Genomic DNA, 21269 nt, shown 5'->3' with positions numbered 1-21269 from the left:
TATTGCCAACACATTTGTTATACAAAATTGCCACTACAGAAATTTTATGGAGGCAATTCTAAGTATTTGATTTTATTGACAGTGGGTGGTCAAAAAACGGGAAAAACTGGATTTGGTGTCGAACTCGGGATCCCCGGCCATGGCCCCGAGAGCACGTTCGGGCGCGAGCGGCGCAGCAACCCGTATGTGGCGGACGCCAGATAAATCAGTAGCGGGAATGGTGCTTTCGCGCGTGGACATGGGTGGTGAGCGTAATACTTCTCGGTCTCAAACTCACCACCCCGACGTGATCTGGCGGGTGGGCACGTCTTCCTACGTCTGGCCCCGTATTGGCACTGGGCCTATGACCGCCAGTCAACTTGCCCGGAGACTGAGGTGCAAGAATGAACGGCTGGTCCGAAGAAAGATGTGAACCAGAATTGCAGCGGGAGCAGAAGTTCGGAGTCGCCCTCCAGCGAAACCGAACATACTTATGAAAGTAGCCACAGGGGAAAAGAGAGAGTTGACATATGAGAGAGTTGACATATGGTGCCATTAATGGCACCATGAATGCCCTATGACAAACACTGAAAAACTGCTGGAACAGATGCGTCGTGAGCCAGCAAATGTGCGCTTCAATGATTTGAAGAAGGTGTGCGAGACCTACTTTGGCAAGCCCCGGCAAGACGGTAGCAGCCACTCCATTTTCAAGACTCCTTGGCTTGGCGACCCGCGTGTAAATATCCAGAATGCCAAAGGCAGGGCGAAGCCCTATCAAGTCAGGCAAGTCCTTCAAGCCATCGAACAATTAAAAGACAGATCATGAACATCAAACACTACACCTATCGTGTCACTTGGTCGCCCGAAGATGGCGAACACGTCGGCCTTTGCGCCGAATTTGCTTCGCTGAGCTGGTTGGCCAAAACGCCAGAGGCGGCGCTAAAGGGTATCCAGAAGGTGGTGGCCGACGTGGTACTCGACATGCAAGCGAGTGGCGAAACCGTGCCGGCGGCACTGGCCGAGAAAAACTATAGCGGCGAGTTCCGCGTGCGCATCCCGCCGCTGGTCCACCGCAATCTAGCACTAATGGCTGCCGAGCAAGGCGTCAGCTTGAATCGACTGGCTAGTGCGAAGTTGGCGGCCTGAGCGTCGATCAATGGAGTCAGTGGGCGACCGGGTTGCAGCGTTAGCCGACCACCACGAATACCCGCTTACGGGAAGCCCAGCAATCAAACGACTTTTGGGTGCTGGACTCCCGACGCCAATCAAATTTCAGACTGCTCGGCGATCTCCAGGGAAAGTCAGTGGGTAGAAAGCCTAGCGCCGGGGGCCTGCTCGGGCGTGTACGACTCGGCTAAAGCAGTGCGGCGGTCCTCGCTGGCATGGTTGGTATTGAGCAGGCGCCATGCCGCCGCAGCGACGATGAGTCCGCCCCCCACGCGCACGATGGGCAGCGAAATGTCGAAACACTCCAGCACGTAGGAGCCCACCAGCATCGAGCCCACCATGAGCGCAAACATGTTGCGCGCGATACGCCGAGCCAGGAGCGCGCGGGTGCTGGGCGAGGCGCCCTCGGTCAGCCCCAGAAAAATCGGCGCTGTGGCCGCCGGATTCAAGATCGGCAGGATGGCGGCGAACACGAACAGGTAGCTTTTACCCGCCGCCAGCAGCAATTCGGAGGTCAAGCAACGGGAGGCTGGTCCAGCAGGTTTTTCATGCGCCGACGCAGCATCTTGTCGCGCTTCTGTTCGTCGTCCCAGTCGTCGCGCACGCCGCGCCACAGGGCCACTGCCATAAGTACGATCACCAGCGTGAATGGCAAGGCAAACACGATGGTGGCGGTCTGCACCGCCTTCACACCACCGGCCAGCAACAGGCTGACGGCAATGCCTGAGACCAGCAGGCCCCAGATGACCTTCACGCGCGCGCTCGGGTTGGCCTGGCCGCCGGTGCTCATCATGCCCAGCACCAGGGTGGCTGAGTCACCTGAGGTGACGAAGAACACCAGCACCAGGATCGTGGCCACGCCACTGAGCAGGCCGCTCATGGGCAGCGCGTCGAACAAGGTAAACATCGCAGTGGACACGTCAGCGCCCACGGCTTCAGCCATGGGCAGACCCTGCATGATTTCCTGGTTGAGGGCGGTGCCGCCGAATACCGAAAACCAAACAAAGGCGGCCAACGTGGGTGCCAGCACGGTGCCCAGGATGAACTCACGGATGGTGCGGCCGCGCGAAACACGCGCGATGAACAGGCCCACGAACGGCGACCAGCTGACCCACCAGGCCCAGTAAAAAACGGTCCAGCCACTGACCCAGCCACTGTCGCGGAATGGCGTCATGCGCAGGCTCATGCGAACGAACTCGCTCAGGTAACTGCCCAGCGTGCTGGTGAAGGTGTCGATGATGGCCACGGTCGGTCCCATCACAAAGACCGCCAGCGTCAGCAGCGCGGCCAGCGTCAGGTTGATGTTGGAGAGCCACTTGATGCCCTTGGTGACGCCGGTGACGGCCGAGGCCAGGAACAGCACGGTGGTCACCACGATGATGCCCACCTGCGAGGCGCTACCCACCGGCAGGCCCATGAGCGAATTCAGGCCGCTGTTGATCTGCAGCGCGCCCATGCCCAGCGACGCCGCCACGCCGAAGGCGGTAGCGATCACGGCCAGCACGTTGACCACCGGGCCGAGCTTCTTCAGCGGGGCCCACGGCAACGACTCGACCGCGGTGCTCACCAGCGCGGAGCCACCCTTGCGGAACTGGAAGAAGGCAATGGCCAGCGCCACGATGCTGTAGACCGCCCAGGGGTGCAGGCCCCAGTGGAAGAAGCTGTAGCGCATGGCGGCGTTGGCCGCCTCGGGCGTGTTTGCCGCAATACCAGGCGGTGGCGCACCGTAATGGGAGACCGGCTCGGCCACACCCCAGAACACCAGGCCGATGCCCATGCCGGCGGCAAACAGCATGGCGAACCAGGACGTAATGGAGAACTCTGGCTCATCATCCTCCGTGCCGAGCTTGAGGTCGCCGTAGCGGCTGAAAGCCAGCACCATCGCCAGCACCACCAGACTCAGCACCACCCACAGGTAGAGCCAGCCGAAGTCGCGCGTGATGACGGCCAGCATCGTGTCGAATACCCCGCCTAGTGAGTTGGGGTCGATGACACCCCACAAGACAATGGCCAGGATGAGCCCGGCCGAGAAGTAGAGTTGCATGAAGGACTTTCTCTCAAGGGAAAAACGAGCGACAAATTCAACCGAATGAGACCAAGTATCGAGCATATGCGGTGGGCAGCGCAGGCACAGACCTGCTCCGCATCGCGTCTGAACCGCCGCTTCGTCCAGTCACCAGTTGACGCGCTGGTCGACCTCGTAGTCGAGGGGCCAGTTGTGCTTCCAGTTCCTAGTCTGGCTCGAATTTAACATCCTCACCTATTTGCGCATCAAAGTCCTCATACAGCGGTGGCCCACGCGCCTGGGATATGACAGCGCCATTGGCAGGTTTGGAACGAGCCGTTCCTATATCTCTGCACCAACCATGGGTCTGGAGTCCGCCACATTTCTCCGAAGATGACTTTAAATTGACAATAAGCATTGTCGAGAAATGCGGACCCGCAACGCAGCGGAAGCCGACATTCGGGGGCGTTATCCACTGGGCTATAGTCGGGCGGCATGAAACGTCGAGAAAATGAACTCGACGTTGACCAAAGTTCGCCAGGATAGGCGACAGGATTCAAAGGGAGGCAAATGACTTCAATTTCTTGGGGAATTGGCTACGGATCACCGCGGTATGCGCCTTGCCGCTTTATCGGTCATCAGTATCCACGGGTGGAATTCGGGTATATCCCGTCGGATATCCTGGCAGCCCAAGATATCCGACGGTCTACATTACGTTAGCCGGCGCAAACCATGTTGAGCACGTACGAGCTATTCCTTGAACGAGCGCTCCGCTTGGAGAGAAGCCGATTCTGGGTGTGGCTCAGGACGCCTCAGGTCGAGGTGGACCTGCGGCGATTCGCCGACGGCAACTGGCTCGATCATCCGAACCTAAACCAGGATGAGCTAGAGGCGTTCTGCCTGAATCTGCGATTGCTGATTCAAGATCGCGACGGCTTCTCAGTCCGCAGGATCCATCAGCTTTCCCAAGGTTGGCCAGCCCAGCACCAGGCAGAGCGCGAGGGCATTGCTCAAGCGGTCAATGAACTCCATCTCAGACTTGACGAGCAAAGTCTTGTCGTATTGCCAGGAGTTGACCGAACAACTAATCGGGAACTATTTGACGTGGTGTTCTACGGGGGCATTGCACACGCTGATCCTGACAAGCGCGGCCAGTTTCAGCGGATGGCCACTTCCGGCGCATTTTCGTTCTTCATGTTTCGAGCCTTCTGTGGCGTTCTATTTCACTACCGCAACTGCATCACGCAGACTGCGTATCACCTCGGTCGGTACTACATGGCCGAAAAGGCGGCGGCGCGTGCCGGCTAACATGGCAGTCAACGCGGACGTCCCTGCGGCGGGTGGTCGCCCGCCTATGGTCCGCCGGTTACTTCGTTAGACCGCACAGGAGCCTTGCGCATGCCCGATGATTTTTTTGCTTGCTTTGGAATGTCGCTCGATACATGGCCTATTCCTCAGGCAACTGTACTAGTCAGCGATTCAATAAACAGCAGCCAATTTCTGTTCATTGGCCTTCCTGATGGATCGCTGGGTCTTCGGGTAATTCGAAGCGGGATGCATGAGGACTATGAGACCGATATCATCAGCCCAGAGGGATCGTTCAAGATAGTGGCAAGCATCAACTATGCTCCGTCGAGACTAAGCATTCAAATCAATGGCATTGAGATCGAGTGCGCGCCAGTTGGCTCAAGAGAGAAAGGCTGCTTTCCGTTGCGTTCACAATCCGCTTCCGCAGCTCCAGAATACATTGCATTTGCCAGTGATATCCCCCCGCATGCGACTCATGCGGAGGCTTTATTTATTCGCACAATGGGTGATTTGGCTGACGCTGCCACATCACATGATTGGTACGTACTTTTGAAAAGCAGTGCTGACCTAAGGCTGCTACTGTTGGATGGGCTGCTCCATAAAGCAAACGAACGGCATCGGTTGAAGGTTGAGTTTCGTGTTGTTGGCTCTGGCGAGCCACCGCCCATGGATTTTGACAAGCTTTGGAACAATATTGCTCCGCATGACGTTCCAGAGGAACTTCTAAAGAATGTCAACTTGGAACAGTTCCTAAAGCTTCAGGTATTTGAGTCAAAGAATCGCACAATCACTGTCAAAGACGTGATCCGGGCGGCAGCAAATGCAGACGGAGGAGTGCATTTTGGCAATCCTGAGCGAGCCGAAGAAGGGCTTGTTCTCATTCTTGACAAAGATGCCATGCGCTTCGGTCAGGCGGCAAGTCGCCATATGCTCAGAGATATTTGCAAAGTTGTCGTTGCAAGTTCAATACCGCTTGTTGAGCGCATTCAGAGAAAACCAAGTGTGACCTAACAAGTCAATCCAGCCGACGCCTTGGCGCGGCTGATTTCCGACGTTGAATGACAGGTATCCTGAAATCTGAGGGTCGGCTTCGGGCCTTTGCGGTCAACCGCCAAGCATTCGAAATCTTCGCCTATATTGGGACTCCAACGTTTCTCGGGCAAATAGCCAAACCAAACCCGAGACGTAAAAAAGCCCGGTCAACGCCGGGCTTTTTGAGAAGCAAATGGGCTCGGGCTACATCATGCCCAGCAGCCCCTATTTGCCAAAGATCATGTCGGGCAGGAACAGCGTGATTTGCGGGATGTAGGTGATGAGGACCAGGAACACCAGCAGCACCGACAGCCACGGCAACGCCGCCTTGGTGACCTGCACCAGGTTCATGCCCGTGACCCCGCTGGTGACAAACAGATTCAGCCCCACCGGTGGCGTCACCATGCCAATCTCCATGTTCACCACCATGATGATGCCGAGGTGGATCGGGTCAATGCCGAGCTGGGTGGCAATCGGGAAGAAAATGGGCGCCAGAATCAAAATGATGCCGGTCGGCTCCATGAAGTTACCGGCGATCAGCAAAATGATGTTGACCACCAACAGGAACATCCAAGGCGTCATGCCCATGCTCATGATCTGCTCGGCAATGGTTTGCGGAATGCGCTCGGTGGTGAGCACGTGGGCAAACAGCAGCGCGTTGGCCACGATGAACATCAGCATCACCGTGGTACGCGCGGCCTCCAGAAACACGTGGGGTATTTGCTTGGCAGACAAATCACGGTAAATGAACACCGCCACCACCAGGGCATAGACTGCCGACACCGCAGCCGCCTCGGTGGGCGTGAAGATGCCGCCATAAATACCGCCCATGATGATGACCAGCAGCGCCAGCCCCCACATCGAGTCTTTGAAGGCACGCAACACTTCAGGCACGCTGGCCTTGGGCGGCGGCTTGACCTTGAGCTTGCCGGCACGCCACCAGACTGCCACCATCAGCATCAGGCCCAGCATCAGACCCGGGATGACGCCCGCCATGAACATGCGCCCCACCGACACCTCGGTCACGGCGGCATAGACCACCATCACGATCGACGGCGGAATCAAGATGCCGAGCGTACCCGCGTTGCAGATGACGCCGGCGGCGAACCCTATCGGGTAGCCGTTCTTGACCATGCCGGCGATCACGATGGAGCCAATCGCCACCACCGTGGCCGGACTCGACCCCGACACCGCCGCAAACAGCATGCACGCCAGAATGGACGCAATGGCCAGTCCGCCGCGCAAATGGCCCACCGCCGCAATGGCAAACGCCACCATGCGCTTGGCCACGCCACCAGTGCTCATCAAGGCGCCGGCCAGCACAAAGAACGGGATCGACATCAGCGTGTAGTGTTCACTGGTCTCAAACATCTTGATCGACATCGAGGCCAGGGAATCCTGCGAGAAGAAAAAGATGGTCAGCAGGCTCGACAAGCCCAGACTCACAGCAATCGGGATGCCGATGGCCATGCAGAAAAACAGCGCAGCAAAAAGTACCAGGGTGTTCATGTTGGGGCCTCTTCAGATTTGAGTCGCATGGCCTCGGCGGCTTCGTCGGCCAGATGCAGGCTGTCGGTTTTGCCGGTGAGCAGGCCGATCAAAATTTGCATGAAACGCCAACCGGTGAGCAAAAAGCCCAGCGGCATGATGATCAGCACCTGCCAGCGCTCGATCGGCATGTCTTCAAACTCAATGCCCACTTCTTGCATTTTCATCACATACGTGGTGGCACCCGTGAGCACCAGGCCCACGTACAACAGGCTCAGCAGCACCGCCAGAATCGAGACATTACGCCGCGTGTTGTGCGGCATCATCTTCACCAGCGCATCGACACCGATGTGCGAACCGACACGCACCCCGTAAGAAATGCCGACAAAGATCATGAAGGCAAAAAACACGGTGGTGAGCTCAAGCGCCCAGGAAAAACCGCTGTTGAACACATAGCGCATCACAACCTGCAAAAAGGTCAGCGCGGTCATGGCGGCCAGCATCAGCCCAATGATCCACTCTTCCAGGTGATCCAGAATTTTCATGAAATACCCCAAAAAAACCCCGGACTGGCCGGGGTGTTGGCTTCAGGTGAAGGCGGTGGTTTACTTGTTGGCCTTGAGGGCCGCGTCGATCAGGTCTTTGCCGATGTCGCCTTCAAACTTCTTCCACACCGGTTGCATGGCGGTGCGCCAGGCGGTCAGGTGCTCTTTGCTCATGGGCAAGACTTTGGCCTTGTTGTCCTTGAGCACTTTTTCGCGGAACGCCATGTCTTCTTCAAAGGCCACCTTGTTGCCGAATTTGATGGACTCGGTCATGGCTTCGGTCAGACCCTTCTGGATGTCGGGTGGCAGGCCGGCCCACCACTTGGCGTTGCCAATCACCATGTAGTCCAGCACGCCGTGGTTGCTGTCCATGATGTACTTTTGCACTTCGTGGAACTTCTTGCTGTAGATGTTGGACCAGGGGTTCTCGGTGCCATCGACCACGCCGGTTTGCAGCGCTTGGTAGACCTCGGCAAAGGCCAGCTTTTGCGGGTTGCCACCGACCGCATTGAACTGGGCTTCCAGCACGTCCGACGGCTGGATGCGGAACTTCAGGCCCTTGGCATCAGACGGCAGGCCCAAAGGCTTGTTGGCCGAGAGTTGCTTCATGCCGTTGTGCAAAAAGCCAAAACCCTTGATGCCCTTTTTCTCCATGGAGTTCAGCAGCGCCAAGCCTTCTTTGCTGCCCTGAAAACGATCCACCGCCTGGATGTCGGTGAACAGGAAGGGCAAATCGAAAATCTGGATCTGCTTGGTGTATTTGCCAAACTTGGCCAGTGAGGGGGCCAGAATCTGCACGTCGCCGAGCAGCAGCGCTTCCATTTCCTTGCCGTCACCAAACAACTGGCTGTTGGGGAAGACCTGGATCTCAACCTTGCCCGGCAGTTTCTTTTCAGCCAGTTCCTTGAACTTCAAGGCGGCCTGGCCCTTGGGCGTGACGTCTGCCACCACGTGGCTGTACTTGATGATGAGCGGGGAAGCTTGTGCGCCCAAACCGAAAGCCAGCAAAACGCCAGCGGCAACCAGTTTCAATTTCATGAGAGTCTCCTCGAGTAGTTAAAAGTCTTGAACGACGAGCGGACTTTAGATGGCTGCGCATGCGCCAACAACTGTGGCGTTCAACAGCTAGGGTTTACCCTGCAGCAGAGTCAGGTCTTACGCAAGGCCTGTTGCAAATCACGCATCCAGTCGGATCCAATGCGGCTGGCCAGTTGCCGCTGTACCGGTTGCACCGCCTGGCGCAGGCGCGTGCGCTGACCCGATGTGAGGCTGTGGATGTGCGTGCTGCCAGCCTGGCGCAAGGCTTGCAGGGCGTGGTCATTCTGGGTGTCGGCAATCTGGTTGGCAAAGGTCAGCGCTTCCTGCAGCGCCTGGTTGATCAGGGTGCGGTCGTCAGGCCGCAGGTGTTGCCAGAAACGCTGGTTGGAGACTACCGCGTAGCCCAGGTAGCCGTGGTTGGTCAGGCTCATGTCGCTCTGCACTTCGTGCATGGCCTGGGTCCAGAAGTTGGACACCGGATTTTCGGTGCCGTCAACCACGCCGGTGGCGAGCGCGCGGCGGGTTTCACTGAAGGGCAGCGTGACCGGACGCGCGCCCAGGGCCCGCATTTGCGCGGCAATCACCCGGGAGGCCTGCACCCGCATGCGCAAGCCCACAAAATCCCCGGGTTCACGCAGCGGCCGGTTGGCGCTCATCTGCTTGAAGCCATTGTCAAAAAAGCCCAGGCCCACCAGCCCCTGGCGCGGCAAACCTTGCAGCAGTTTCTGCCCCAGCGGCCCCAGGGTAATGCGCCGCACAGCAGCCAGGTCGTCAAACAGAAACGGCAGGTCAAACAACTCGAACTCGGGCAGCCCGATGCGGCCAAACTTGGACAGTGATGGCGCCACCAGATCCACCGCGCCGAGTTGCAGCGCCTGCATTTCGTCATGGTCGCCGTACAACTGCGCGTTGGGAAAGACCTGCACACCGATGCGAGAGCCACTGCGCTGCTCGACCAGCACCTTGAAGCGGTTGGCCGCCAGGCCCTTGGGGGTTTCCTCGGCCACCACATGCGAAAAACGCAGCGTGATCTCCGGCGTGGCGGCGGCGCCGGCGCGCCTGGGCAGGGCCGCAACCCCGGCCAGGGCGGCAAGCCAGGTTCGGCGACTGACAGCATCGGGCAAGGAGCGCATGGCCGGCATTATGCGGCGGCGGTCGGGTTACGGTGCAGGTGCAGGGTTTGGGTCGGAAAGGCAAACGCAATGCCGTGCTCGGCAAAGTTGCGCACCAGCTGCAGGTTGATGGCCTGTTGCACATCCATGTACACACCGTAATCGGGCAGCAGCACATAAAAGACCGTTTCAAAATCGAGCGAAAACGCGCCCAGGCCCTTGAAATGGGATCGGTCGAAGCGCGCATGGGTTTGGGCCTTGACGGCTTGCTCGATCAATTTTGGAATTGCCTCAAGTTGGTCGGCCGGTGTGTCGTAGGTGACGCCTATGGCAAACACGATGCGGCGCTCTTGCATGCGCTTGTAGTTGCGGATGCGGCTTTTCAGCAGGTCGTTGTTGGACAAAATAATTTGCTCACCGCCCAGGCTGCGGATGCGCGTGGTCTTCAGTCCGACATGCTCCACGGTGCCCATTTCTTCGCCCAGAATGATGAAGTCACCAATCACAAACGGCTTGTCAATGGCAATCGACAGCGAGGCAAACAGGTCGCCCAGGATATTTTGTACCGCCAAAGCGATGGCAATGCCGCCAATGCCCAGGCTGGCCACCAGCGCGGTGACGTTGATGCCCAGGTTGTCCATGATCATCAGCAGCACCAGTACCCAGATCACTACCCGCCCCAAAAATGACAGCAGCGACAAACTCATGCTGCGCGCACCTTCGTCGGCTTTTTCACCTTGCGAGAAATGATGGCGCAGCCAGAACATCAGCCCTCGGCTTGACCAAAAACCCACTTGCACAATCATTCCCGTGAGGAATATGCGGTCCACCCATTTCTCCAGCACGGTGGGCAGGTTCAAAAAGTGGGCCCCCAGATACAGTCCGACGGCGGTTGCCAGCAAGATGCGGGTGGCCGACAACACGTCAATGAGGAAGTCGTCAATCACGGTTTCGGTGTTTTTGGCGACCCGCTCCAGGTGGCACAGCACCAGCCAGCGCAGCATGAACAGCAGCAGCATGAAGGCGGCCGCAGCCAGCAGCGCATAAGACCAGTCCTGCAGGGTGTTGAGGGTGATGAGTTGTCGGAACATGGGCGTTTCTTACCAGCCCCAAAGTAGATGGCGTGCGATCCATCCCTTGACTCCGCTTTCGCGCTGCACCTTGACCCAGCCATTGCGCTGTTCCAGCTTGTGTAGCACTTCGCCGTAGTCAGCCTTGCCGAGAACACGGCCACGGGTACCGGGCGTGCTGCGCACATTGGCCACGCGCGACTTGACAATGACATGGGGTGTTTTGTTGACCAGCGGGCGGTAAACCCAGCCGGCATCGTTTTCGAAGTCGCGTACTTTAAGCCAGTTGCCGCTGCGGCCGGTGACCTCCAGCGGGTAGCCTTGGGTGAGTTCCCACAGTGTGGCGTGTCGGGTGCCAGCGCCGGTGCGCATATTGACCTCGGGTCGGGCCACGCTCACCATCTCCCTGGCTTGCAGCGCTGCGGCTGATGAAAAAAGTGTGAGAGCTATCAGTCCACGCGACCATTTTTTCAAACTCAACATGAGATTCCTTTATCTGTATAGGTATAGCCTTGAAACCAAGGACGAATTTGCGCTGGCTTAGGTGACTTCTTCCGCCTTGGGCGGGACCATGGCGGCGATCAGGTCGCTCATGGTGATGCTGCCCAACAGCTTGCCGCGGCTGTTGGCCACGTTGGCCGCTTCCTTGCCCTCGGCGCTGAGCACGCGGGCGACTTCCTCAATCACCAGACTGGCGTCTACCGTTGGCCCGTCCACGGTCGTGCCGGGGGTCATCAGGGTGCGGCAACGAATGACGCGGCCGCGGTTCACGTCCTTGGTGAAGCTGATGATGTAGTCATCGGCCGGCTTGAGCACAATTTGCTGCCCGGTGCCTTGTTGAATGACTTCGCCGTCGCGCAGGATGGCAATGCGGTCGCCCAGGCGCAGCGCTTCCTCAAGGTCGTGGGTGATGAAGACAATGGTTTTGCCGAGCTCTTGTTGCAGGTCCAGCAGCACGGTTTGCATGTCGCTGCGGATCATCGGGTCGAGCGCTGAAAAAGCCTCGTCCATCAGCAAAATGGGCGCGTCGTTGGTCAGGGCGCGGGCCAGGCCCACACGCTGCTGCATGCCGCCTGAGAGCTGGTTGGGGTAGCTGTCTTCGTAGCCCTTGAGGCCCACGCGCTCGATCCAGCGCACGGCGGCGTCGCGGCGCTTTTTGTGCTTGACGTGTTGCACCTGCAAGCCGTATTCGGTGTTTTCCTGCACCGTCAGGTGCGGGAACAGGGCAAAGTTCTGGAACACCATGGCGGTGCGCTCGCGTCGGAAATGGCGCAATTCACGCGGGCTCATGACCATCACATTTTGCTCACCGGCCCAGAGCTCGCCGGCGCTGGGTTCGATCAGGCGGTTGATGTGCCGGATCAGAGTGCTTTTGCCCGAGCCCGACAAGCCCATCACCACCTGGATGCCGCCACCAGGCATGTCGATATTGATGTCGCGCAGGCCCAGCACATGGCCGTGCACGTCGCGCAACTCTTGTTTGCTCATGCCTTGTTGCACGGCAGCCAGGTGCTGCGCCGGATTCGGGCCGAAGATTTTGTAGAGGTGCTTGATCGAGATGCCGACCGCGTTGCTGGGCACGCTGTCCGGCCCGGCCTTGGCGGCGGATGTTGGGGTCATTGGCTCAACCATGCACCACCTCCAGGTGTTTCTGCAGGCGCTTGCCGTAGGTTTGCGACACGCGGTCAAAAATGATCGCAATGCCGACAATCGCCAGACCGTTGAACATGCCCATGGTGAAGTACTGGTTGGCAATGGCCTTGAGCACCGGTTGCCCCAGGCCCTGCACCCCAATCATTGACGCAATCACCACCATCGCCAGCGACAGCATGATGGTCTGGTTGATGCCGGCCATGATGGTCGGCAGCGCCAGCGGCAGTTGCACCTTGAACATTTTTTGCCAGATCGAGGCGCCAAACGCGTCAGCCGCTTCGAGCAGGTCCTTGCTGACCAGCCGGATCCCGAGGTTGGTGAAACGGATCACCGGCGGAATGGCATAGACCACCACCGCGATCATGCCTGCCACCCGGCCAATGCCCAGCAGCATCACCACCGGGATCAGATAAACAAAACTCGGCATGGTCTGCATCACGTCCAGGGCCGGGTTGATGGCGCGTTGCAGCCGGTCCCAGCGGCTCATGGCAATGCCAATGGGCAAGCCCACGGCCAGCGCCACGACGGTGCAGACAAAGATCATCGAGACCGTCTTCATGGTGTCGACCCACATGCCAAAGTAGCCAATGGCGAGCAGGGTCAGCACCGTGCCGAGTGTGATCTTCATGGAACGCGAAGCCAGCCAGGCAATCAGTGCAATCGCGCCAATCACAATGGGCCAGGGCGACTGGGTCAGCAGGCGCTCCGAGAAAATCAGGAACTCACGCAGCGGGTCAAACAGGTGCTCCAGCGTCTCGCCGTACTCGCGCGAGAAGCTTCGGAAGCCGCCGTCAATGAAGCGCCGCAAGCTGCTGAGCTGCTCGGCGCCCATGGTGGGGAAGTCAACCAGGGTATTCATGGCGCTCAAAGGCTGGCCTTGATTTTTTCGGCCACGTCCGGGGTCACCCAGGTGGTCCAGATCTCTGGTTGCGATTTCAGGAAGTACTTGGCACCGTCTTCACCGGTGGCCTGGTTGTCGCTCATCCAGGCCAGCAACTGGTTGACGGTGTCGTTGCGCCAGCTGCGGGCTTCCAGGTAGCTGATGGCTGGGCCCCCGGCCTTCTTGAAGCGGTCTGTGACCACAGTGAACACCTCGGCCTTGGCCCAGTCAGTCTTGACGGGTTTGTCGCAATCGACCTTGGTATTGCAGCCTTCAAAACCTTTTTTGTCAAAGGGCACGCCCGCGTCAAGTTTGACCATTTCGTACTTGCCCAGGATGGATGTTGGCGCCCAGTAGTAACCCAGCCAGCCTTGCTTGCGCTCATAGGCTTTGGCAATCGAGCCATCGAGCCCGGCTGCCGAACCGGTGTTGACCAGCACAAAACCTTTTTTGGCGGCACCCCAGGCCTTGAAAGCGGCACCGGTGGTGAGCTGGCAGTTCCAGCCCGCCGGGCAGTTGTAAATGCCGCCCCGGTCCTTGATTTCAGGCGCTGGAAACAATTTGGGTTGCTTCAGGGCATCGTCAATGGTCTTGATCTCGGGGTGGGCGTCGGCGAGGTATTTGGGAATCCACCAGCCCTCCACACCGCCGTCTTTCAGTGCTTCGGCGGCGTAATGCAGGCGGCCCGCCTTGACGGCGGCGTCCAGCGGTTGACGCACTGCGTTGATCCAGGCTTCAGGCGCCACGTCGGGTTTGCCTTTTTCCATCATGGCGGTGAGCGTGGGCATGGTGTCGCCGGGCACCAGCTCCACGTCGCAACCGTAGCCGCTACTCAGGATGAGCTTGTCAATGTGCGCCAGCACTTCGGCTGACTGCCAGTTCATGTTGGCCACCGAGACCTTGCCGCAGGCCTGGCTTGCTGCCGTTTCAACTGCTGCTGCGGGTGTTGCGGTTTCTTCCTTCTTGCCACAAGCTGCCAGGGTGACGACTGCGGCCAGCACCGTCAAAGAGAATTTGGGGAAGTTGTTCATGAGGGCTCCTTGAGAATTCAAATTTCAATACAGACGCCACCGCAACGGGCATTACACCGGGGTGTTTAAAAGCGCGATTGCGGGGAGTGTTGTGCGAGAGAAAAGCAAGAAAATTACTTTTGCACAAATGTATTTTGTTGCATTTTTAATACAAAGTCAAGCATATCAATCCCGATTGATATGTCGAACGAGTTGAGTCGACACTTTGCCCTCGCCGGCGCTGCTGCACAGCCCGCGAGTTGAACGACGGCTTTAGCGCAGCGAAGCTGGCTCGTTTTTGTCCGGGATCAGCCGGTCTTCGATTTCACCCATGTAGGCACTCAGCGAGTTGCCGGATTGCTCCACGCTGCTGCGCAAGGTGTTTTCCATGGTGTCGAGTCGGGCCATCAGCGCCTGCTGCGCCGCCTTGTCCTGCTCGGCGCGCTGCTTCATGCCGGCCTCCAGAAAATTGCGCAGTTCGGTAAAGCGCGAGGCCTCGGCCTTGTCGGCCAGCTCGCGGTGGGTCTGCAACTCTTTGGCGTTGCGGCGCATATCCAGCAGCACGTTGGACTGCAGGTAGAGCACGTAGACCAGGCAATACGCCACCATAAAAATCAGCAAACCCAGCATGATCAGACCCAGCGGCGCCTGCACGGTGGTGACGCCCAATGACAACGGCGTGTCGGCCAGAAAAACATGCCAGTTGAGTGCCGCAAAGGCGGCAACAAGCGTGATGACCAAAAGCAAAAGCAAACTTCGGATACGCATGGCTGGCTCCTGACGAGAGTTGTGACACAAGCCTGTGAGGGTACACCAAAGACTATCATGCGGATCACGCACCACCTGCTTGATCCATGACCCAAACCACCGTCCCTGCTGCTGACGCCTCGTTTGACTTTGCCCTGTTGCAACAGTCAGCCGCGCGCACGGGCAGCCGCAACCGGCGTGCATTGTGGTGGCTGCTGGGCTTGCTGGCCTTGTTGCTGGCTTCGGTGGTCACCTTGCTGCTCTACCTGACCAACTTTGAGGCTGAAGAAGCAACCCGCCGCCGTGCTGCCGAAGCCCAGTGGCTGGAGCAAAGTGTGCAGTTTCACTTTCGGCGACTGGAAGACGATCTGCTGGTACTGTCGCGCCAGGCCGTGCAAATGGGCGCGGGGGTGGGAAGCTCGCTTTCAGGTCACGCGCTTGACCTGAAAGCCGGTTTGCTGTGGCGTGAACCCGGCGTGATTTTGTCCAGCGGCTGGATTGGGGCGGGTCAGTTGAATGACCCGCGCGTGGGTCCCGAGCGCTGGCCGATTGACTGGGATGCCCACCCCGATAACGCAGCGGCTTTGGCATTGATGCAAAGCACCAGCCAGGGCTTGCGCCGCGCGGCTTACGCAGGCTTGATGCTGCAAGCGGATGGCAGCGCGACCGATGTGGTCTGGCTGGCTGTGCCCTTTTTTGACCGAGGCCAGTTCGCCGGTAATTATTTGGTGGCGGTGTCTTTGAATCACGCGCTGACTGCGGTGGTGCCGGGCTGGTTCAAACAGGATCACCGTGTGCAACTGCTTACCGATGAATCCAACACGGAAATAGAAAGAGATAGCGCTTACCGGGCGGGGCTTGACTTGCCCGGCACTGATTTGTTTGTGCAGGTGGCGCTTACCCAGGCACAACCCACCACGGTGCCGCGAATTTTCTTTCTGGTTGCCTTGTTGTTTTTGTCAGGCATGTTGGTGAGTCTGTATGCCCTGCGCCGCGACATTATCAAGCGCCAGCAGGTGCAGTCATTGCTGCAGGCCCAAGTGGCGCTGCGCACGGCCATGGAAAATTCGGTCACCATTGGCCTGCGCGCCTGGGATCTGGGCGGAAATATCTTGTATGTGAACGATGCCTTTTGCCGCATGGTGGGCTACAGCGCGGCCGAGCTGATTGGCCGCACCATTCCGTTTCCGTACTGGCCTGCCGAGCAAATTGATACCTTGCAGCGGGTGCACGACGACATTCTGGCGCAGGGCACCAGCGGTGAAGGGGTCGAGGTGCAGTTTCAGCACGCGGACGGCCACCTGATTGATGTGCTGATCCACGAAGCGCCGCTGAACACCGCTGCCGGTGAGCAAATTGGCTGGATGAGTTCGGTGCTTGACATCAGCGAGCGCAAGCGCGCCCAGCGCATGGCGGCGCAGCAGCAGGAAAAACTGGAGGCCTCGGGCCGTCTGGTGGCGGTGGGTGAAGTGGCCTCCACCCTGGCGCACGAACTGAATCAGCCCTTGGGCGCCCTGAGCAGCTTTGCCAATGGCCTGCTCAACCGGCTCAATGACGGCAACATCGATCTGGCCGAGCTGCTGCCGGTGGTGGCGCGCATGGCCCGGCTGGCCGAGCGGGCCGGCGGCATCATCCAGCGTGTCAATGCGTTTGCGCGCAAGCGAGAACTGTCACCGCAACGGCTGGACATGGTGGCATTTTTGCAGCGCGTGCTGGTGCTGTTTGACGATGACAGCGCAATTGTTCCCGCCTGGGCGCTGCCGGATCACCCGGTCTGGTTAGACGCTGACGAGCTGTTGTTTGAGCACCTGGTCAACAATCTGGTGGCCAACGCGCAAGATTGGGCCCCCCATGGTGGCCAGCGCGCGCAAGTCTGGGTGGGGCTGCGGCTGGACCAGGGCATGGCCGTGTTGACCGTGGCCGACACCGGTCCGGGCGTCAGCGAAGAGGCACAAGCCACCATCTTCAACGCCTTTGTCAGTCGCAAGGAGGGCGGCATGGGCATGGGCCTGGCCATTTGTCGCTCGATCGTGGAAGCCCACCACGGCAGCATCGAGGTCAGCCGCGACCCGCTGCTGGGCGGTGCCTGTTTTACTGTCAAGCTGCCGCTGGCCAAACCCCGTTCAAGCAAGGAGCTGCCATGACCCGCCCCCGAGTGCACATCGTCGATGACGACCCCGACATCCGTGACGGCCTGGCCTGGCTGTTTGGTTCGCGCGGTTTTCAGAGCGCCACCTGGGACGGCGGCCTGTCCTTTCTGGCGGCAGCGCGTGCCTTGCAGGGCGATTGGGGCCAGGCGGTGGTGTTGCTCGACATGCGCATGGCGCCGCTCTCGGGCAGCGTTACCTTTGACCAGCTCAAAGCTCTGGGCTGCCCCTGGCCAGTGCTTTTTTTGACCGGCCATGGCGATGTCGGCACGGCGGTGGCTGCGGTCAAGCAGGGCGCCTGGGATTTTCTGGAAAAGCCGTTCCAGGACAACGAATTGGTGGACCGCGTGCAGCAGGCCCTGGCGGCGGCCAATGCTGCGCAGCACGATGATTCCGAGACGCAGCGCTTGCGCCAGGCGCTGGCCAGCTTGAGCCCGCGCGAGCGCGAAGTGCTCGATGAACTGATCCGCGGTCATTACAACAAGAACATTGCCGACCATCTGGGCATCACGCCGCGCACGGTGGAGTTTCATCGGGCCAATATTTTTGAAAAGATGGGGGTTGATTCTGCCGTTGAGCTGGCCCACAAACTGGGTCGCCTGCAACCATTGGGCTAACCCGGTTCACGGCACAATGGCGTCTGCGCTGCCATCGGCGGCAATTTATTGCGCTATGCCAAGGACATTCAACATGAGCAAACCCATCAAACGCATTGCGGTCAACACCGGCGGCGGCGACGCGCCCGGGTTGAACGCGGTGATCCAGTCGGTGGTGATTGCCGCCGCCAACCGGGGTTGGGAGTGTTATGGGATTCGTGACGGCTTTAACGGCATTTTGTTTCCCGAACGCTATTCCGAAGGCGGCGTGGCGCGGCTCACGCGTGACCGGGTGCGTGGCATTGGCCACCTGGGCGGCACCATTCTGGGTACCACCAACAAGGGCAACCCGCTGCATTTTCCGGTCAATATGCCCGATGGCAGCGTGCGCGAGATCGACCGCTCCGACGAAATCCTGAGCTACTTTGCCACCCACGAGATCGATGCGCTGGTGTCGATTGGCGGCGATGGCTCGCTCACCATTGCCAACGCGCTGCACCAAAAGGGCCTGCGCGTGGTGGGTGTGCCCAAAACCATCGACAACGATCTGGACAAGACTTTCACCACCTTTGGTTTCGATACCGCCGTGGGCTTTGCCACCGAGTGCCTGGACCGGCTGCACAGCACGGCTGAGAGCCACCAGCGTGTGATGGTGGTCGAGGTGATGGGCCGTTATGCCGGCTGGATTGCCCTGCACACCGGCATTGCCGGCAATGCACACGCCATTTTGATCCCTGAAATTCCTTTTGACCTCGAAAAAATTGCCGCCAAGCTGCGCGCCCGTGACAGCGACGGGCGTTTGTATTCCATCGTCGTGGTGGCCGAAGGCGCCCAACCCAAAGATGGCCACCGCGAGCTGCTGGCACCGGCAGAAATGGGCCACGCCGAGCGTCTGGGCGGCATGGGTGAGCGCGTTGCCCGTGCGCTGGCCGAACGCACCGGCAAGGATACCCGTGTGGTGGTGCTGGGCCACTTGTTGCGTGGCGGCAGCCCGACCGCGTTTGACCGTCTGTCAGCCTTGCGTTTTGGCGCGGCGGCGGTGCGGGCGCTCGACGAAGGCCAGAGCGGCATCATGGTGGCGCTGGGCTTCCACGGCGTTGACTACGTGGCGCTCGAAGAGGTGGCCGGTCGCATGAAGGACGTGCCGCTGGACTGCGACACCTTGCAGACCGGGCGTGATCTGGGGATCTGCTTTGGCGACTGAGGCTGCTTTGACCGGGGATCGCCAGGCCGCGCCACGCTTGCTGGTGGTCTGCCTGTGCGCCGAATGGTGCGGTGTCTGCCGCGACTACCGCAGCAGCTTTGCGCAGGTGCAAGCGGCCATTCAGGCTGATTTTCCGCAGGCGCAGTTTGTCTGGCTCGATGTGGAGGACGAGGCCGACCTGTTGCACCCGCTCGATGTGGATGACTTTCCGACGCTGTTGATCGCCGTGGATAACACGCCGCGCTTTTTTGGCCCGCTCACGCCGCAGCCGCAAACCCTGGAGCGCCTGGTGCGCAGCGCGGCAGCGGATGCCGCAGCCACGGCACTGGCCGATCCGGAACTGCACGCGGCGCTGGCGCGGATTCAGGCCAGCCAGCCGGCTTCGCCAAGCGATTTTTCTTGATCCGGACACGGCCTTGAACGCACATCCTTTCTTCTCCAGCCGCAAGGTGGTAATCCTGCTGGCCTGCCTGTGCTGCCTGCTTTGGGGCAGTGCCTATCCGGCCATCAAGAATGGCTATGCGCTGTTTGCCATTGGCGCCGACGACGTGCCTTCCAAGATGGTTTTTGCCGGTTACCGGTTTGTCATCGCCGGTTTGCTGCTGTTGCTGATGGCGCAGTTGACGCACCGCCCGATCTTCAATCTGGACGGCAAAAAGCTGCGCCAGATCACCACGCTGGGGCTGACGCAAACCTCGCTCCAGTACATCTTTTTCTATGTCGGCCTGGCCTACACCACCGGGGTCAAGGGCTCGATCATGAATGGCACGGGCACGTTTTTCAGCGTCCTGCTGGCCCATTACATCTACCGCAATGACCGCTTGAGCCTGAACAAGGTGATCGGCTGCCTGGTCGGCTTTGCGGGCGTGATGGTGGTGAATTTCAACAAGGACCTGCTGGATTTTGACTTCAGCCTGCTGGGGGACGGTTTTGTGGTGATTGCGGCCTTCATTCTTTCGGCGGCGTCGATTTACGGCAAGAAAGTCTCGCAGTCGATGGACGCCATCGTCCTGACCGGCTACCAGTTGGCCATCGGTGGCCTGGCACTGACGCTGGGCGGGTACCTGACCGGCGGCACGCTGACCGGTTTCACGCCGGCAGCGACCGCCCTGCTGGTTTACCTGGCCGTGCTGTCTTCGGTGGCCTTTGCCTTGTGGACCATCCTGCTCAAATACAACCGCGTCGGCATGGTGACCATCTTCAATTTCCTGATCCCGATTTTTGGCGCCATTCTTTCCGCCATCTTCCTGGGCGAGAGCATCCTTGAGTGGAAGAATGTGCTCGCCCTCGGGCTGGTGTGCTCGGGCATCTGGCTGGTGAACCGGGAAAACCGATAGCCTGTCAAGCGCGCGGCGAGCAGACCCGTGCCCTTATTTTTGCAGCAGCAGGCGCGCCAGATCGGTGCCAAAAACGAGCGTCACACCTTGTGCCTTGGCAAAGCGGCGGGCGGTGTCGCTGACGGGGCCCAGGCTGAGGTAACTGCACTGCTGCGCTTCATGCGCTTCTTTGGCTGCGACCAGATCGCGCAGCGCCTCGATGCCATGGCTGGCGGCTTTCCAGCGCTTGCAGCTCACCAGCGTGGCGCGGCCGCCCTTGACCAGCAAAAAGTCGGCCGCCGGGCTGTTGAGCCGGCTGACGGCGTAGCCCTGCTTGACAAAGGTCTGCTCGATCAGGGCAGAAAAATCCCGCCACGACATGGCGCCTGCCCGCGTCAATGCCTCGGTCACGCGGGCCGGGCTGGGGGCGTGCCATTGTTTGCGCGCCGCCAGCATGCCGATCACCAGAAACGGCAGGCCGCCCATCACGCCAAAGGCCACATAGGGCTTGGGCAGCAGGGCGAAGGACAACAGCGTGATCACCGCCACAATGGCCATGCTGATCCACCACGGTGAGCGCAGCAAAACCGCAAACAGCGAGTTTTCGGACATTTTCAGTTTCATGGGAATGGCTGATTTTTAAATTTTGGGTGTACTTTGGCCGTAATGGGCGCAAAGTGTATCGATCAGGGACTGGGCGTAAGGCGGTAATTTGTTCTGGTCGCGCACCAGGATGTGGCGTTCGCGCACGCACCAGGCATCGGTCAACTCGATCAGCGCCAGACCCATGACTTCCTGGTTGCGGCGCGCGGCGCTTTCGGGCACGATGCCCACGCCCACCCCGGCGCCGATCATGCGGCACATGGCGTCGAAGCTGGCGAGCTGGATGCGCAGTTTTAAAGGTTTGCCGAGTTTTTCCGTCACCTGCGCCAGAAAGGTTTGCAGGGTGCTGTGCTGGTTCATGCCGATGGC

23 protein-coding genes and 1 pseudogene are annotated in these 21269 nt (G+C 59.5%); 10 read left to right on the top strand and 14 right to left on the bottom strand.

The genetic code is table 11. The features are described from left to right. From NDI87_RS09470 to NDI87_RS09460, 3 genes and pseudogenes are all read left to right on the top strand, one after another. Positions 1-204, top strand: a pseudogene (locus NDI87_RS09470) (hypothetical protein); the annotation flags it as partial. Positions 205-556: 352 nt separating this feature from the next. Next, a complete protein-coding gene (locus NDI87_RS09465; RefSeq protein ID WP_296274962.1) occupies positions 557-805 on the top strand; it encodes a toxin HicA in 249 nt (82 codons plus the stop codon). After that, a complete protein-coding gene (locus NDI87_RS09460) occupies positions 802-1125 on the top strand; it encodes a toxin-antitoxin system HicB family antitoxin (protein WP_296274961.1) in 324 nt (107 codons plus the stop codon). Before NDI87_RS09465 ends, NDI87_RS09460 begins: the two co-directional genes overlap by 4 nt. 155 nt (positions 1126-1280) lie before the next feature. Here the strand turns inward: NDI87_RS09460 and NDI87_RS09455 are convergent, their stop codons facing one another. Continuing rightward, complete coding sequence (locus NDI87_RS09455; RefSeq protein WP_296274960.1) at positions 1281-1664, bottom strand: MarC family protein; 384 nt, start codon at positions 1662-1664, stop codon at positions 1281-1283. Beyond that, positions 1661-3190: a BCCT family transporter gene (locus tag NDI87_RS09450; RefSeq protein WP_296274959.1), complete on the bottom strand. Its 1530-nt coding sequence runs from the start codon at positions 3188-3190 to the stop codon at positions 1661-1663. Before NDI87_RS09450 ends, NDI87_RS09455 begins: the two co-directional genes overlap by 4 nt. Before the next feature lie 693 nt (positions 3191-3883). On the opposite strand from NDI87_RS09450, the gene NDI87_RS09445 reads away from it, so the two are divergent. Both NDI87_RS09445 and NDI87_RS09440 read left to right on the top strand, forming a co-directional pair. Further along, positions 3884-4459, top strand: coding sequence for a hypothetical protein (locus NDI87_RS09445; protein ID WP_296274958.1), 576 nt, complete (start codon positions 3884-3886; stop codon positions 4457-4459). A 90-nt stretch (positions 4460-4549) separates the two neighbouring features. Continuing rightward, a complete protein-coding gene (locus NDI87_RS09440; RefSeq protein WP_296274957.1) occupies positions 4550-5470 on the top strand; it encodes a hypothetical protein in 921 nt (306 codons plus the stop codon). 246 nt (positions 5471-5716) lie between these two features. Here NDI87_RS09440 and NDI87_RS09435 read toward each other — a convergent pair whose 3' ends face one another. The 10 genes from NDI87_RS09435 to NDI87_RS09390 form a co-directional block, all read right to left on the bottom strand. Beyond that, positions 5717-7000 (bottom strand): TRAP transporter large permease subunit, encoded by a 1284-nt coding sequence (locus NDI87_RS09435; protein ID WP_296274956.1) that lies wholly within the window; start codon positions 6998-7000, stop codon positions 5717-5719. Then, positions 6997-7524, bottom strand: a complete 528-nt coding sequence (locus tag NDI87_RS09430; RefSeq protein WP_296274955.1) for a TRAP transporter small permease — start codon at positions 7522-7524, stop codon at positions 6997-6999. The genes NDI87_RS09435 and NDI87_RS09430 overlap by 4 nt, the downstream gene beginning before the upstream one ends. A 60-nt stretch (positions 7525-7584) precedes the next feature. Next, complete coding sequence (locus NDI87_RS09425) at positions 7585-8562, bottom strand: TRAP transporter substrate-binding protein (RefSeq protein WP_296274954.1); 978 nt, start codon at positions 8560-8562, stop codon at positions 7585-7587. A gap of 110 nt (positions 8563-8672) precedes the next feature. Beyond that, positions 8673-9695, bottom strand: a complete 1023-nt coding sequence (locus tag NDI87_RS09420; protein WP_296274953.1) for a TRAP transporter substrate-binding protein — start codon at positions 9693-9695, stop codon at positions 8673-8675. Between the two features lie 8 nt (positions 9696-9703). Then, entirely contained in the window at positions 9704-10765 is a 1062-nt protein-coding gene (locus tag NDI87_RS09415; RefSeq protein WP_296274952.1) for a mechanosensitive ion channel family protein, read from the bottom strand. Positions 10766-10774: 9 nt separating this feature from the next. Further along, the gene (locus NDI87_RS09410; RefSeq protein ID WP_296274951.1) at positions 10775-11227 is read right to left on the bottom strand and encodes an SH3 domain-containing protein; all 453 of its coding nucleotides are present in this window, start codon (positions 11225-11227) and stop codon (positions 10775-10777) included. Between the two features lie 57 nt (positions 11228-11284). Beyond that, positions 11285-12376: a glycine betaine/L-proline ABC transporter ATP-binding protein gene (locus NDI87_RS09405; protein ID WP_366028632.1), complete on the bottom strand. Its 1092-nt coding sequence runs from the start codon at positions 12374-12376 to the stop codon at positions 11285-11287. Continuing rightward, positions 12369-13256 carry a proline/glycine betaine ABC transporter permease gene (locus NDI87_RS09400; RefSeq protein WP_296274950.1) on the bottom strand — a complete coding sequence of 296 codons (888 nt, stop codon included), beginning with the start codon at positions 13254-13256 and terminating at the stop codon, positions 12369-12371. Before NDI87_RS09400 ends, NDI87_RS09405 begins: the two co-directional genes overlap by 8 nt. A 5-nt stretch (positions 13257-13261) precedes the next feature. Further along, complete coding sequence (locus NDI87_RS09395; RefSeq protein WP_296274949.1) at positions 13262-14308, bottom strand: ABC transporter substrate-binding protein; 1047 nt, start codon at positions 14306-14308, stop codon at positions 13262-13264. 252 nt (positions 14309-14560) lie between these two features. Beyond that, positions 14561-15055, bottom strand: a complete 495-nt coding sequence (locus NDI87_RS09390) for a LapA family protein (protein ID WP_296274948.1) — start codon at positions 15053-15055, stop codon at positions 14561-14563. Between the two features lie 86 nt (positions 15056-15141). Between NDI87_RS09390 and NDI87_RS09385 the strand changes: the two genes are divergently transcribed. The 5 genes from NDI87_RS09385 to NDI87_RS09365 all read left to right on the top strand — a co-directional run bounded on the left by NDI87_RS09385 (position 15142) and on the right by NDI87_RS09365 (position 20318). Continuing rightward, on the top strand, positions 15142-17178 hold the full coding sequence (locus NDI87_RS09385; protein ID WP_296274947.1) for a PAS domain S-box protein: 2037 nt from the start codon (positions 15142-15144) through the stop codon (positions 17176-17178). Further along, the gene (locus NDI87_RS09380; RefSeq protein ID WP_296274946.1) at positions 17175-17798 is read left to right on the top strand and encodes a response regulator; all 624 of its coding nucleotides are present in this window, start codon (positions 17175-17177) and stop codon (positions 17796-17798) included. Before NDI87_RS09385 ends, NDI87_RS09380 begins: the two co-directional genes overlap by 4 nt. A gap of 73 nt (positions 17799-17871) precedes the next feature. Next, on the top strand, positions 17872-18981 hold the full coding sequence (locus NDI87_RS09375; protein WP_296274945.1) for an ATP-dependent 6-phosphofructokinase: 1110 nt from the start codon (positions 17872-17874) through the stop codon (positions 18979-18981). A gap of 7 nt (positions 18982-18988) precedes the next feature. Then, the gene (locus NDI87_RS09370; protein ID WP_296274944.1) at positions 18989-19384 is read left to right on the top strand and encodes a thioredoxin family protein; all 396 of its coding nucleotides are present in this window, start codon (positions 18989-18991) and stop codon (positions 19382-19384) included. 13 nt (positions 19385-19397) lie between these two features. Then, positions 19398-20318, top strand: a complete 921-nt coding sequence (locus NDI87_RS09365; RefSeq protein ID WP_296274943.1) for a DMT family transporter — start codon at positions 19398-19400, stop codon at positions 20316-20318. 33 nt (positions 20319-20351) lie between these two features. On the opposite strand, the gene NDI87_RS09360 is transcribed toward NDI87_RS09365, so the two are convergent. Both NDI87_RS09360 and NDI87_RS09355 read right to left on the bottom strand, forming a co-directional pair. Continuing rightward, entirely contained in the window at positions 20352-20921 is a 570-nt protein-coding gene (locus NDI87_RS09360; RefSeq protein ID WP_296274942.1) for a restriction endonuclease, read from the bottom strand. 15 nt (positions 20922-20936) lie between these two features. Further along, the coding region (locus NDI87_RS09355) for a LysR substrate-binding domain-containing protein (RefSeq protein WP_296274941.1) at positions 20937-21269 on the bottom strand (333 nt) is incomplete at its 5' end.

Origin of the sequence: Rhodoferax sp. (assembly GCF_023701345.1) — a bacterium.
Classification (GTDB): Bacteria; Pseudomonadota; Gammaproteobacteria; order Burkholderiales; family Burkholderiaceae_C; genus Rhodoferax.
This window is presented reverse-complemented; position numbering and strand designations above follow the sequence as displayed.